The 12,982-nt window shown below is 59.3% G+C and carries 10 protein-coding genes; 6 read left to right on the top strand and 4 right to left on the bottom strand.

Features of this window, described 5'->3' with window-relative positions; genetic code table 11:
- Positions 1 to 164: 164 nt before the first annotated feature.
- From GHO25_RS07940 to GHO25_RS07930, 3 genes are all read left to right on the top strand, one after another.
- Positions 165 to 815: an N-acetyltransferase gene (locus GHO25_RS07940; protein WP_048387349.1), complete on the top strand. Its 651-nt coding sequence runs from the start codon at positions 165 to 167 to the stop codon at positions 813 to 815.
- Positions 816 to 878: 63 nt separating this feature from the next.
- A complete protein-coding gene (locus GHO25_RS07935) occupies positions 879 to 2,606 on the top strand; it encodes an autotransporter assembly complex family protein (RefSeq protein WP_048373113.1) in 1,728 nt (575 codons plus the stop codon).
- Positions 2,603 to 6,286 (top strand): translocation/assembly module TamB domain-containing protein, encoded by a 3,684-nt coding sequence (locus GHO25_RS07930; RefSeq protein ID WP_178110028.1) that lies wholly within the window; start codon positions 2,603 to 2,605, stop codon positions 6,284 to 6,286. The genes GHO25_RS07935 and GHO25_RS07930 overlap by 4 nt, the downstream gene beginning before the upstream one ends.
- Before the next feature lie 136 nt (positions 6,287 to 6,422).
- On the opposite strand, the gene GHO25_RS07925 is transcribed toward GHO25_RS07930, so the two are convergent.
- Positions 6,423 to 7,418: an aldo/keto reductase gene (locus tag GHO25_RS07925; RefSeq protein WP_153327739.1), complete on the bottom strand. Its 996-nt coding sequence runs from the start codon at positions 7,416 to 7,418 to the stop codon at positions 6,423 to 6,425.
- A 110-nt stretch (positions 7,419 to 7,528) separates the two neighbouring features.
- Here GHO25_RS07925 and GHO25_RS07920 point away from each other — a divergent pair, with 110 nt between their 5' ends.
- On the top strand, positions 7,529 to 8,434 hold the full coding sequence (locus GHO25_RS07920; protein ID WP_123750108.1) for a LysR family transcriptional regulator: 906 nt from the start codon (positions 7,529 to 7,531) through the stop codon (positions 8,432 to 8,434).
- 96 nt (positions 8,435 to 8,530) lie between these two features.
- Here the strand turns inward: GHO25_RS07920 and GHO25_RS26500 are convergent, their stop codons facing one another.
- Complete coding sequence (locus GHO25_RS26500; RefSeq protein WP_256677180.1) at positions 8,531 to 8,665, bottom strand: hypothetical protein; 135 nt, start codon at positions 8,663 to 8,665, stop codon at positions 8,531 to 8,533.
- A gap of 116 nt (positions 8,666 to 8,781) precedes the next feature.
- Here GHO25_RS26500 and GHO25_RS07915 point away from each other — a divergent pair, with 116 nt between their 5' ends.
- Positions 8,782 to 8,970, top strand: a complete 189-nt coding sequence (locus tag GHO25_RS07915; protein ID WP_048373123.1) for a hypothetical protein — start codon at positions 8,782 to 8,784, stop codon at positions 8,968 to 8,970.
- Here GHO25_RS07915 and GHO25_RS07910 read toward each other — a convergent pair.
- Positions 8,967 to 9,353 (bottom strand): fe2+ zn2+ uptake regulation protein, encoded by a 387-nt coding sequence (locus GHO25_RS07910; protein WP_048373124.1) that lies wholly within the window; start codon positions 9,351 to 9,353, stop codon positions 8,967 to 8,969. The two genes, GHO25_RS07915 and GHO25_RS07910, sit on opposite strands and share 4 nt — an antisense overlap.
- Positions 9,354 to 9,621: 268 nt before the next feature.
- On the opposite strand from GHO25_RS07910, the gene GHO25_RS07905 reads away from it, so the two are divergent.
- A complete protein-coding gene (locus GHO25_RS07905; RefSeq protein ID WP_178110027.1) occupies positions 9,622 to 11,913 on the top strand; it encodes an acylase in 2,292 nt (763 codons plus the stop codon).
- Positions 11,914 to 11,925: 12 nt separating this feature from the next.
- On the opposite strand, the gene GHO25_RS07900 is transcribed toward GHO25_RS07905, so the two are convergent.
- Positions 11,926 to 12,927, bottom strand: coding sequence for a FecR family protein (locus tag GHO25_RS07900; protein ID WP_048373128.1), 1,002 nt, complete (start codon positions 12,925 to 12,927; stop codon positions 11,926 to 11,928).
- Between the last annotated feature and the right edge of the window lie 55 nt (positions 12,928 to 12,982).

The following is a 12,982-nucleotide window of genomic DNA, read 5'->3' as shown; positions in this document are numbered from 1 at the left end:
CGGGCAGTCCTGAGGAAAACTGCGATGTTAGCGGCCAGCGTGCAGTGGGGCAAATGGACTGCTAACGTAGGAAGCATCCAAGCAGATGGAACTGTTGCGGCCCTCGCGAGCTCGTACTCTCGAGAAGTGCCGCAACCCAAGCGACGCCAGGGAGATTGACCGTCATGACGCAAACGTTGAATGCCACTTGCCAGATCCGCCAGCTCGACAGCGGTTACTCCAAAGAAACCCGGGCTTTGCTGTATGAGGCGTATATGCATGACCCGACCTTCCGTTATGTGTTTGAAGCCCATCGCAAGGGCTACGCGCAGCGGGTGCGGGCCACGGTTCGTGCGCTGGTCAAACAGCATTTTTTCCAGCAGTTACCCGCCTTGGGTTTGCTGGTCGATGACCGCCTCATCGGTGTCGCCCTGATTGCTCCACCGCAACGGCGCCTGGGCATTACTGAGAGTTGGGCGTGGCAACTGCGCATGGTGCTGACGGCGGGCTTGCGCGGTACACGACGCTACCTTGAATACCATCAGGCGGTCTTGGCCTGCGTGCCGGGCGATGCCGTGCATATGCTGCCTTTGTTGGCGATTCATCCTGATTTTCAAGAATTGTCCTATGGCGAACAGTTGCTTGAGGCGGTACATAACTGGTGCGCCGTGGACGAACATTCAGAAGGTGTCGTCCTCGACAGCAGTAACCCGCGCTATCAGGAGTTTTACAAGCGTCATGGTTATGTCGAAATTGGTCAGGTTCCCTTGGGGCCCATCGTTGAGCACGTTTTCTTTCACGCCAACCCTCAGGTGTTACAAGCAGCAACGGCTTAAGGGCAACTTTTTGCCCATTGGCGCGCTCTATGACCCCCTCAGCCCGTGATAGCATCCGCTCCTATGAAGTTTCCAGGAAGATTTACCAGTGGTGTTGTCCTGCTGATCAGCAGCTTTGCGGCGTATGCCCAGAGCGAATTGGTGGTGAAGGTCAAACCGGCAAACGATGCCCTCAAGGCCAACGTGGAAGGCTATATAGGCAGCCTCGGCGATCGCGACGAGGCTGCCTTGTTGCGTTTCAAGCGTGGCGCCGAGGAGCAGGCCCTTAAAGCGTTACAGGCCTTGGGCTATTACCAACCCAAGATCGAAGCCGATGTGCCCGAGGGCGACCCGCCGCGCCTGGTGTTGCACATTGACCCCGGCGAGCCCGTGCACCTGCGTAACGTGACCGTGCGCGTCGAAGGCCCTGCGGCCTCGCTCAAAGCCTTTGAAATCCCGGTCAGTGATGACCTTAAACCTGGCGCCGTGCTCAATCAGGGCAACTACGAAGACGCCAAGCGCATGATCCAGAACCGTGCGCTGCGCTATGGCTTTTTTAACGGCAAGTTCCTCAAGCACGAACTGTTGGTGGACCCTAAAGGCGGGTATGCCGATATCAATCTGGTTTATGAAAGCGGCCCGCGTTACCTGCTGGGCAAAGTCACTTTTGCCGGTGACGCACCGTTTGACCAGACCTTGCTCGACCGTCTGGTGCCCTTCAAGCCCAATACGCCTTATGACTCCGAGCTGGTTGCCGAGTTAAACCAGAACCTGCAATCGAGCGGTTACTTTGAAACCGTGCGCGTTGATGCCGCGCCGAGTACGGCGGTGGGGCAAGTGATCCCGGTGGATGTAGACCTGGATACCCGCAAGCCACGCACCATGACCCTGGGCCTTGGCTACTCGACCGACACCGGCCCGCGCGGCAAAGCCAGCTGGACCCGTCACTGGGACAACCCTCGGGGCGACAGCTACGGTTTTGAGTCTGAAATCTCCCAGCCCAAGCAAAATATCGGGGCCTGGTACGACATCCCGCTCGATCCGCCATTGACTGACAAACTGCGTTTTGCCGCCGGTTATCAGTACGAAGAAATTGCCAACACTGACACCTTGAGTAAATTGCTCACGGTCGGCCCTGAGTGGCACAGCAAACTGGACAACGGCTGGACGCGGATTGTCTCGCTGAGATGGCAGCACGAAGAATATCGCCTGGGTGATGACTCGGGCCTGAGCACCTTGTTGATGCCGGGCCTGTCCTACGCAGTCTTGCGCAGCGATAACCGGATTGACCCCAGCCACGGTTACAGCGTCAACCTGAGCACCCAAGTGGCCAAGCAAGGGCTGATGTCAGACACCAACCTGCTGCACGGCGATATCCAGTTCAAGGCGCTGAAAACTTTGTGGGACAAGCACCGTTTTCTGGGCCGTATCGAGTTTGGCGGCAGCGCCACCAATGGCTACAACTCCATCCCGCCGTCATTGCGCTTTTTTGCCGGTGGTGATCAGAGCGTGCGCGGTTATGACTACCAGAGCCTGTCACCCAAGAACTCCGACGGTGACCGTATCGGCGGGCGCTACTTGCTGGCCGGGAGTGTCGAGTACCAGTATCAATTTGCCGAAAAATGGCGCTGGGCGGCGTTTGTCGACAAAGGTAACGCCTTCAAGACCCTCGACTTCCCCAGCTTGAAAACCGGGGTCGGGGTGGGCATCCGCTGGATCTCGCCGGTAGGCCCCATCCGTCTCGACCTGGCCCATGCGCTGGATGACGATGGCGGCGTTCGTTTGCACTTCTCGATGGGGCCAGAACTGTGATTCGTGGTTTGAAAATAGCGGGCCTGGTGCTGTTGGCATTAGTGCTGCTGGTGGTTGCTAGCGTCGCTGCCATTTTGGGCACGCAAGCGGGTAGCCGCTGGGCGCTGGCGCAAGTGCCCGGCTTGCATATCGACAACTTTGCTGGCCGCCTGGGCGCGCAATGGAGCGCCGATCAATTGGTGTGGGAGCAAGGGGCTGATCGTGTCGAAGTGAGTCGGCCGATTTTCGCCTGGTCGCCTTCGTGCCTGATGCGCATGACTCTGTGCATCGATCAGTTGCAGGCCGACAAGGTCAACCTGCAATTTGCCCCGAGTGAAAAAGACAGCAGCAGCGGGCCGATTGAGTTACCTGATCTGAAGTTGCCAGTGGCGATAGAAGTCGGGGTGGTGAAAGTGGGCAGCATCGTGTTTGACGGTGTTGAGCAACTTAAAGGCGTACAGATTGCCGCCAAGTGGACAGCCCAAGGGCTGCAGATTGACTCGGCGCGCATTGAGCGTGAAGACCTCAACGTCGAGCTGTCGGGTCTGTTGCAACCTGTGGGTGATTGGCCGGTGACCTTGCAGGGTACGGTCAATCTGCCGCAGCAAGACAACAAACCGTGGGCGCTGGCGTTGAAAGTTGACGGGCATGTGCGCAGCTCGATCAATCTGGTCGCTGACAGTACAGGCTACCTGGACGCTCACTTGAGCGGCGCACTGGAGCCGCTGGCCGAAAACCTGCCCGCGCACGTCACCATAACCTCGGCCCAGTTCAAGCCCAGCAGCGAACTGCCCGACACCTTGCAACTGAATCAGTTGGCATTGTCGGCCAAAGGCGATCTCACAGGCGGTTATGAACTTGAAGGCAGCGCCAGTTTGCCTGCCGAGCAGGCCCCGGTGAATCTCTTGCTCAAGGGCCGGGTTGACGCCAAGGGTGCGCAAATCAGCACCCTCGACCTGACCGCTAACGACAAGCAACATTTGAAACTGTCGGGTCAGGTGGATTGGCATTCAGGTTTGAATGCCGAGGCCAAGGTCGACTGGCTGGACTTCCCCTGGCACAACTTGTACCCGGTCATTGCCAAGCCAGACGTGGATTTGCGCACGCTCAATGGCGAAGTTTCTTATACCGACGGCAAGTACCTGGGCAACCTCAAGGCCGACCTTACCGGGCCGGCGGGCGCCTTCAGCGTCAGCAGCCCGTTCAGTGGTGACCTCGAAAAAATCTTCATGCCGCAATTGGAGCTGGTGGCGGGGCAGGGCAAAGCCCGGGGCCACGTCAATGTGCAGTTTGCCGATGGCGTAGCGTGGGATACGGCGCTGGACTTGAGCGCGATCAACCCGGCGTACTGGGTGGCTGAACTGCCGGGCACCCTGGCGGGCCCGCTGCGCAGCACCGGCGAGTTCAAAAATGAACAGCTCAAACTGGACGCCAACCTCGACCTCAAAGGGCGCCTGCGTGGCCAGGCCGCGATGCTTCAGGCTAAAGCCACCGGTGAGGGCGACGCCTGGACAGTCAGCGCTCTGGACATTCGCCTGGGTGATAACCGCATCAATGGCACCGCCAGCTTGCAGCAACAAATCAAGGCGCAACTTGATTTGAACCTGCCGCGTCTGGCCCAACTGTGGCCAGAACTGCGCGGGCAGATTAAGGGCCGGGTTGACGTGGCGGGTACGCTTCAGGCGCCGCAAGGTAAAGTCACCTTGCAAGGCCTGCAAGTGGCCTTTGCCGATAACCATTTGCAAAGCCTCACGCTGGATGCCAGCCTGGATAAGTCCCAGCGCGGGCGCTTCGACCTTAAAGGCAGCGGGATCCAGGCCGGTGATACGCAGTTTGGTGTGTTGACGGCCACGGGCAGCGGTGACATCAAGCGCCAGCAACTGCAATTGGCCTTGCAGGGGCCGATGTTGCAACTCGCTCTGGCACTGGACGGCGGCCTCGATAAAGACAACTGGCGTGGGCGCCTGCTCAGCGCTGACATCAAGTACGGCCCGCAGCAATGGATCCTGCAAAACCCGGCACGGCTTGAGCGTTTGGCTGATGGCCGGATCAATCTCGGTGCGCTGTGCCTGACCTCTGGCCCGGCCAGCTTGTGCGGTGAAGAACAGCGTTTGATGCCGGATCCCAAGCTGCGCATGCACCTCAAGCAGTTCCCGCTCGACAGCCTCGCCGAATGGTTCCCAAAAGACTTCCAGTGGCAAGGCCAGCTGAATGCCGACCTGATACTCGATTTACCCGCCAGTGGGCCTAAAGGCCAGGTGGTGGTGGATGCCAGCGGCGGCACCTTGCGTATCAAGGACAAAGGCCAGTGGGTTGATTTCCCGTATCAGGCGTTCAAGTTGACCAGCAACCTCAACCCTAACCGGGTCGATGCAAAGTTCGACTTTGATGGCGGCAAACTCGGGCAGGTGATGTTGTCGGCGCGGATCAACCCGCTGCCTAAAAACAAGCCGATTACCGGCGATTTCCGCTTGACCGGCCTGGACGTCTCAGTGGTGCGGCCGTTCGCCCCGATGGTTGAAAAACTCACCGGCCAGTTGAACGGTTCCGGGTCGATTTCGGGGGCGCTGGTCGCGCCGTACATCACCGGTGATGTGTCGCTCACGGGCGGCGAGATCTCCGGCCCGGAGCTGCCGACCAGCTTCGAAAACCTGCAGCTCAAGGCCCACATCATGGGTGAAGCCATGCAGTTGGACGGTGGTTGGACCAGCGGCAAGCAAGGGCAGGGCACGATTACCGGGAATGTCGCCTGGGGCCAGACGATGGCCGTGAATGTCTTGCTCAAGGGCAACCACTTGCCGGTCACCGTTGAACCCTACGCCAAACTGGACGTTGCCCCGGACCTGAGAATCTCCCTCAAGCCGGACAACACCTTGTTGATCGCGGGCACGGTGAATATCCCCAAAGGTGAAATCACCGTGCGTGAGTTGCCGCCTTCAACGGTCAAGGTGTCGGATGACACGGTGATCGTCGGGCAAGGCACTGGCGATGAGTCCGCCTCGCCACCGATGGTGGTCGACATGGACATCAACGTGGTGGTGGGCCAGGAGTTGCTGACGTTCTCCGGTTTTGGGTTGAACGCCGATCTGGCGGGGCAGTTTCATATCGGCAACGACTTGGACACCCGCGGCGAACTGCGCCTGATCAATGGCCGCTACCGGGCCTATGGCCAGAAACTGACCATCCGCCGGGCTCGCCTGTTGTTTGCCGGGCCGATTTCTCAGCCTTACCTGGACATCGAAGCGGTGCGCCAGACTGATGACGTGATTGCCGGGATTCGCCTCACCGGCAGCGCCGAACAGCCGACCACGCAGATCTTCTCCGAACCGGCCATGAGCCAGGAACAGGCGTTGTCTTACCTGATTCTGGGGCGCCCGCTGACCGGCACCGGTGAAGACGACAACATGCTCGCGCAAGCGGCGTTGGGGTTGGGCTTGATGGGCAGCTCGGGGGTGACCACCAGCTTGGCCAACCACCTTGGGCTCAAGGATTTCGAGTTGGATACCGAAGGCAGCGGCGACAACACCGCCTTGGTGGCCAGTGGCAAGATCAACGAGCGCCTGAGCGTGCGTTACGGGTATGGCGTGTTTGAGCCGGCCAGCACCATTGCTTTGCGTTACAAACTGAGCAAGCGGGTGTACGTCGAAGTGGCCAGCGGCCTGGCCAGTTCGCTGGATATTTTCTACAAACGGGATTTTTAGAGCAACCCCCCCCCGTAGTCGCTGACGAGGTACGAAGGCTGCGATGGGTTGCGAAGCGACCCTGGACGGCGGTCCTGCGGCCCGTATCGCAGCCTTCGTGCCTCGTCAGCGACTACGCGGTTTACGCCGTGCTGTTTCAGCGATTCAAATGCTTCATCGACTCTTCGCCATAACGCAAGCCCGACACCGCGCCCGCCGGGAAGATGGCGGCCAGGGCGGCCCATTCGCTTGAACTCAACCGTACGTCCAGTGCAGCAACGTTTTCTTCCAGGTATTTGCGTTGCTTGGTGCCCGGAATCGGGATCAGGTAGTCGCCCTGTGCCAATACCCAAGCCAAGGCTAATTGCCCGGCGGTGACGCCTTTGTCAGCGGCCAGCGCTTGTACTTGCTCCACCAGCCGCAGGTTTTTGCCGAAGTTGTCACCTTGAAAACGCGGGTTGGTGCGTCGGAAGTCGTCTGCGGCAAAGTCATCCGGGCTTTTCAGGGCACCGGTCAAAAAGCCTCGCCCCAGCGGGCTGTATGGCACGAAGGCAATGCCCAGGCGCTCACAGGTGGCCAGACAGCCGTTTTCTTCCTGGTCACGGCTCCACAGCGAGTACTCGCTTTGCAGTGCGCTGATGGGGTGCACCTTGTGTGCCCGTTCAAGGGTGGCCGCCGAAGCTTCGCTCAGGCCCAGATAACGAACCTTGCCTGCCTTGACCAGATCCGCCATCGCACCCACGGTCTCTTCTATCGGTACGTTCGGGTCCATGCGGTGCTGGTAGTACAGGTCGAGGGTGTCGACCCCAAGACGTTTCAGGCTGCCTTCGACAGATGCCTTAATGTAGTCGGGATGCCCGCTGATGCCGCGGGCCGACGGGTTGGCCGGATCGCGCACAATGCCGAATTTAGTCGCGAGAAATACCTGGTCGCGCTTGCCACGAATTGCTTGGCCGATGAGCTCTTCGTTGGTGTGCGGGCCATACATGTCGGCGGTGTCGAGCAGGTTGATGCCCAACTCCAGCGCGCGGTGCAAGGTGGCCACGGCTTCACGGGTATCGCTACCGGTGGTGTAGAAGTCAGTCATGCCCATGCAACCTAAACCGATCGCGCTGACGTGCGGGCCGTTGTTGCCGAGTTGGCGAGTGTGCATGTGAGGTGCTCCTGAGTGGGGGTGGCGCTATTGTTTACCTCGACACGCAGCGGATAAACCGGGTAGAAACGCTATCACTGTTCGTATTTTCTAAATAATAGGGGTGAGGCATGGACCGATTTAACGCGATGCTGGTGTTCACCCGCATCGTCGAGCTGGGTGGTTTTGCCAAGGCTGCAGACAGCCTGCAAATGCCCCGGGCATCGGTAACGGTACTGATCAAACAACTGGAGGCGCATGTGGGGGTGCAGTTGCTGCATCGCACCACGCGGCAGGTGAGCCCCACTCTCGATGGCGCTGCGTATTACCAGCGTTGTGTGCGGTTGTTGGCGGACCTCGAAGAGTCCGAGGGATTGTTCCGTGGCAGCCAGCCCAAGGGCACCTTGCGGGTTGAGATGCCAGCAGCCGTCGGGCGCCTGGTGGTGTTCCCGGCGCTGCCGGAATTTACCGGTCGTTACCCGCAGATTGATTTGGAAATCGGTCTTAATGATCGGCCCGTCGACCTGATTCGCGAAGGCGTGGATTGCGTAATCCGCGGTGGCCTGACTGTCGACGATTCACTGGTGGCGCGACCTTTGGTGCAGATGGACCAGATGACCTGCGCCAGCCCGGATTATTTGCGTGCCCATGGCGTGCCGCAATCGCTGGACGACTTGAACGGGCATCGCATGATTGAGTATTTTTCCAGCGCCTCGGGCAAGCGCTATGGGCTGGAGTTTCAGCTTGGCGATGACGTACGTTTGATCAACCTGCCCAAGCAAGTCTCGGTCAACAGTGCCGAGGGCTACCTGGCTGCGTGCGTGGCCGGTTATGGATTGGTGCAGACGCCGCGTTATCACGTGGCGCAGCAGGTGCGGGAGGGGAGCTTGCAGGAGGTGCTAAGTGATTGCTTGCCGCCGCGTCTGGCGTTGACGGCGTTGTATCCGCCGCACCGGCAACTGTCACCGCGGGTGCGGGTGTTTGTCGACTGGCTGGTAGACCTGTGCAGCCGGCCCGACAGCGGTTTTAAACGGTAAACCGCTGTAGGAGCGAGCTTGCCTCGCGATCTTTTGATCGTTAAAAAGATCGCGAGGCAAGCTCACTCCTACAGGGTTAGCAGACGCAGTACAGGCTTAACGCTGGTAATACCCAGGGCCACCACCGTAATAGCGGTGATCGTGATGCCATCCATGGTCAGGGAAAAATACGCACCCGCTCATGGCCAGGATGAGCAACAGCGGAACCAGCCGAATGACACGACGTAACATCTGTAAATCCTCAGGGTTGAGCCGGTGGCAGCTAAAAAGCTTCCCCGGCTGTAAGATGAGACCCTGTTTGTTTCAATTCATCTCCGGCAATTCACATTATTTTTCAGGAACAGGTAATGACTCCTAAGCAACGATTGGTGTACTCGATTTTGATCGCTCTGGTGGTGCTGGGCATCATGTTTGGTCTGTCGTATCTGCAAAACACCGGCGTGATCACCGAAAAAACCTTCCAGTACATCGCCATTGGCGTGGCTGTGGTTGTGGTGGTGATCAACGGTGTGATGCGCCGCAAGACCAAGCTTTAAGCCTCGATTTTACCCATCAGCACGGCTTCAGCCTGTGGATGCAGGCTGTAGCTCTTGTCGCTGTTGAGGACCACCACGCCTTCGCTGCATAAGCGCTTGAGCACTTCACGCACACTCAGAAACGACAGCGGGATATCCAGCGCCAGCAAGTGGCTGTGCATGCCACGCACTCCCAGCCTGCGGTCGTTACCGGCGGCAGTCAGCAAGGCATCGATGACCTTGAGACGTACCAGACTGGTTCGCAGCCCGAAGCATTTGAGTAGCTGGCGGATCCGTTCATTACCTTGCAAAGGCGCAAGCGCTTCCAGCAGGCCTGGGTCAGGCTGAAAAGCGGTATTGCGACGCTGTGGGTTGCCATCCGTTGGCAATTGCGGGTTCTGCATGCAAAAACTCCTTTCAGAGCCTGATCAGGAAAATAAAAAAGCGCTCTTACTTAACTAGACGAATGAGCGGCGTAAATCATGAACATCAAAATGTAGAAATTTTGTCGTGAATTATTCTCAATCGCGATTCGGTCCCGTGTGGCCGGGGGGGTTAGGCGATTATTAATTTTTTTTAACCTGCTTCGTTTCTTGTACAGGCTGTTCCCGGCCCGCGGTTTTCAATCGATGACGCAGCCGGGCCTTTTGTACTGATCGAGCAGGAGTCCGCGTGAGTATTTCCAAGCCGCTGAGCAAGTCGTGTTGTGCTGCGTTATGCCTGAGCCTGAGTGTGTCCGTATTGGCTCAGACACCTGCCAGCGAGGTGAGTGCCGAGATTCGTCGTACCACGTTTGGGGTGCCGCATATTCGCGCGGCCGATGAGCGCGGGTTGGGCTATGGCATCGGTTATGCCTACGCCCAGGACAACCTGTGCCTGCTGGCCAATGAAGTGGTTACCGTCAACGGCGAGCGTTCGAGGTACTTTGGCCCAGAGCAGATGACCCTCGAAGAGCGCGATAACCTCTCCAGCGACCTGTTTTTTACCTGGCTCAATACCCCGCAGGCCGTGGCTGCTTTCTGGCAAGCGCAAACGCCTGAAGTGCATGACCTGATCGAAGGCTATGTGGCCGGTTACAACCGTCAGCTAGGCGAACGCAAAGGCCTGCCTGAGCAATGTGATAACCCGTCGGTGCGGCCGATCACCACGGCTGATGTGGTCAAGTTGACCCGTCGCTTGCTGGTCGAAGGCGGTGCCGGCCAGTTCGGGGAAGCGTTGGTGGCTGCTGCGCCACCGCTCACAGCATCACACGCTGCAACTCACAATCCGGGGGCTGAGCGCTTTGCCGTGGCGAGCGAGCGGATGCAGCGTTTTGCCCTGGATCGCGGCAGCAATGCGGTTGCCATTGGCAGCGAACGCTCGCAAACCGGCCATTCAATATTGCTCGCTAACCCGCATTTTCCGTGGGTGGGCGGCATGCGTTTTTATCAGATGCAATTGACCATCCCCGGCAAGCTGGATGTGATGGGTGCGGCTCTCCCGGGCTTGCCGATGATCAACATCGGCTTCAATGCGAACGTGGCCTGGACCCATACGGTGGATACGTCCAGGCACTTCACCTTGTATCGACTTGAACTCGACCCCAAAGACCCGACGCGCTACCTGCTAGACGGCCAGTCGCGAGCGCTGGACAAACAAACCGTGACGGTCAACGTCAAGCAGGCCGATGGCAGCCTGGTGCCGGTGTCGCGAACCCTCTACAGCTCGGTATTCGGGCCGGTGGTGCAATGGCCGGGCAAGCTCGATTGGGATAACCACGTGGCGTTCAGCCTGCGTGATGCCAACCTGAACAATGACCGTGTCTTGCAGCAGTGGTACGCGATGAATCAGGCGCGCAACCTCGATGCCCTGCAGGCATCGGTAAATACCCTGCAAGGGATTCCGTGGGTCAACACCTTGGCGGTAGATGATCAAGGGCAGGCGTTGTACATGAACGTGTCGGTGGTGCCCTACGTGGACAAGGCCAAGCTGGCGGCGTGCAGTGACCCGCGTGCGGGCCTTGAAATGATTTTGCTCGATGGTAGCCGCAGTGCCTGCGACTGGACGATTGACCCGAGCGCGGCGCAGCCGGGTATTTACCCGGCCAGCCAGTTGCCGCAGTTGCGCCGTAACGATTATGTGCAGCACTCCAACGACTCGGCCTGGATGGCCAACCCCAACGCGCCGCTGAGCGGGTTTTCACCGCTTATCAGCCAGGACGGCCAACCGCTGGGGCCGCGTGCGCGTTTTGCCCTGCAACGCTTGAGTCAGCCGGGGCGTGTCAGCGTCGCAGATTTGCAAGGCATGGTGATGGACAACCGGGTGTACCTCGCGGGGCAAGTCATGCCCGACCTGCTGACCGTGTGTGAAGCCCGGCAAGGGCCCGTGTGTGCCAGCCTCAAGGCGTGGGATCAACAAGCGAATCTGAACAGCGGGATGGGGCTGGTGCATTTCCAGAACATCATGGCTCAGTTGCTTGATGTCCCGGATGTGTGGCGGGTGCCTTTCAATCCGGCAGACCCGCAGCACACCCCGCGTGGTCTGGACCTGGAGCAACCGGCCGTGGTTGAAGCCGTGCAGCACGCGCTGCAAGCGTCAGCAGCTACCGTGGCAGAGCAGGGTTTAACGCCGGAGATGGCTTGGGGTGATATCCAGGGGGTCAACAGCGCAGGTCAGCGGATTGCGATTCACGGCGGCCCGGCCACGCTGGGGGTGTACAACGCCATGCAAAGTGTTCCGGTTGAGGGCGGCAAGCGTGAGGTGGTCAGCGGCACCAGTTACTTGCAAACCGTGACCTTCGACGAGCACGGCCCACAGGCGCAGGGCTTGCTGGCTTTTTCAATCGCCAGCGACCCGGCTTCAAAGCATTCGCGTGATCAGACTGAGGCGTTCTCAAACAAGCAGTGGCCGCGCTTGCCCTTCACCGAGGCGCAGATCAAGGCCGATCCACAGTATGAACTGACCACGCTTCGGGGCCATTTGTAATTTTGCAGCGCTCTAGCCGCGAGGCAGGGCGTTGATCACCGGCAGGCCGTTTTGATCGACGCGCACATACACCGGCAACACCTTGGGCAAGGACGCCACCAGGTTCGGGATCTCTTTGGTGTTGAAGACCCCGCCAATCCGCAACTGGCCAGTGGCGGTGTCGGCCAGTGACAGCGGCGTGCTCAGGTAGCGGTTGATCATGGGCAAGGCGTCGGCCAGGGTCAGGTTGTCGAGAATCAGCTTGCCATTACGCCAGGCCAGGTCGGGGGCGTTGGCATAGGTCTGGCTGATTTGCGGCGCGTAGTCGCCCCCTCTGTAGCTGGCCTGCATGCCGGGCTCCAGACGCAAGCCGTCGCCACTCAGGTTCTTGTTGCTGGTGACCAGAACTGACCCTTCCAGCAGCGTGACCCGCACCTGATCTTCGTACATCCACACATTGAACTGGGTGCCGGTGACCCGGATACGCCCGTCAGCCGCCTGAACGACAAACGGGTGCGTCACATCGTGGCTCACCTTGAAAAACGCCTCGCCTTTGTTCAGGGTGACCTGGCGCTGGTCTTTGTAATTGAGGTAGGTCAGTTGGCTGCCCAGGTTCAGTTCGACCTGGCTGCCATCGGGCAACGTCGCGTTGACCACGCTGTTGTCTGCCTCAAGGCGTTTGTACGCGCTGGGGATGACGCCGAGTTGCCAGCCGCTGTAGGCCGCCACAGGCACCGCGACAAGAGCAATGGCGGCCGCTATGGCCACACGCTGCCAAAGGCGGCGCTGAGCCTTGCGGGGCAGGGGCACGACCTGTGCGACAGCGGGTTGTGGCCGTGGCAAATGCTCGCTGGTGTCCCAGATGTCGAGCATTGCTTCATATTCAAAGGCGTGCAGCGGATCAGCGTTTAACCACACAGAAAAAGCGGCACGTTCCTGGTCAGTACAGTCAGGCTCGTGCAAGCGCATGCACCACTGAGCCGCAGCCTCGGTGATGGCATCGTATTCAGCTTCTGTGAGGCGTGTTTCGCTCATGTGCGCTCCTTGGTGAGGTGCATTCTAACCCTGCGCTTGTGCTAACGAGAACATG

Origin of the sequence: Pseudomonas sp. FSL R10-1350 (assembly GCF_009600525.1) — a bacterium.
GTDB lineage: Bacteria > Pseudomonadota > Gammaproteobacteria > Pseudomonadales > Pseudomonadaceae > Aquipseudomonas > Aquipseudomonas helleri.
Note: the sequence above shows the minus strand (reverse complement) of the source record. Positions and strands in the feature narration are given on the sequence as shown.

Bases quoted from the DNA above. Each gene is read 5' to 3' on its own strand.
- GHO25_RS07940 (WP_048387349.1), top strand. From the start codon at position 165: ATGACGCAAACGTTGAATGCCACTTGCCAGATCCGCCAGCTCGACAGC.
- GHO25_RS07935 (WP_048373113.1), top strand. From the start codon at position 879: ATGAAGTTTCCAGGAAGATTTACCAGTGGTGTTGTCCTGCTGATCAGC.
- GHO25_RS07925 (WP_153327739.1), bottom strand. From the start codon at position 7,418: ATGCACACTCGCCAACTCGGCAACAACGGCCCGCACGTCAGCGCGATC.
- GHO25_RS07920 (WP_123750108.1), top strand. From the start codon at position 7,529: ATGGACCGATTTAACGCGATGCTGGTGTTCACCCGCATCGTCGAGCTG.
- GHO25_RS26500 (WP_256677180.1), bottom strand. From the start codon at position 8,665: ATGTTACGTCGTGTCATTCGGCTGGTTCCGCTGTTGCTCATCCTGGCC.
- GHO25_RS07915 (WP_048373123.1), top strand. From the start codon at position 8,782: ATGACTCCTAAGCAACGATTGGTGTACTCGATTTTGATCGCTCTGGTG.
- GHO25_RS07910 (WP_048373124.1), bottom strand. From the start codon at position 9,353: ATGCAGAACCCGCAATTGCCAACGGATGGCAACCCACAGCGTCGCAAT.
- GHO25_RS07900 (WP_048373128.1), bottom strand. From the start codon at position 12,927: ATGAGCGAAACACGCCTCACAGAAGCTGAATACGATGCCATCACCGAG.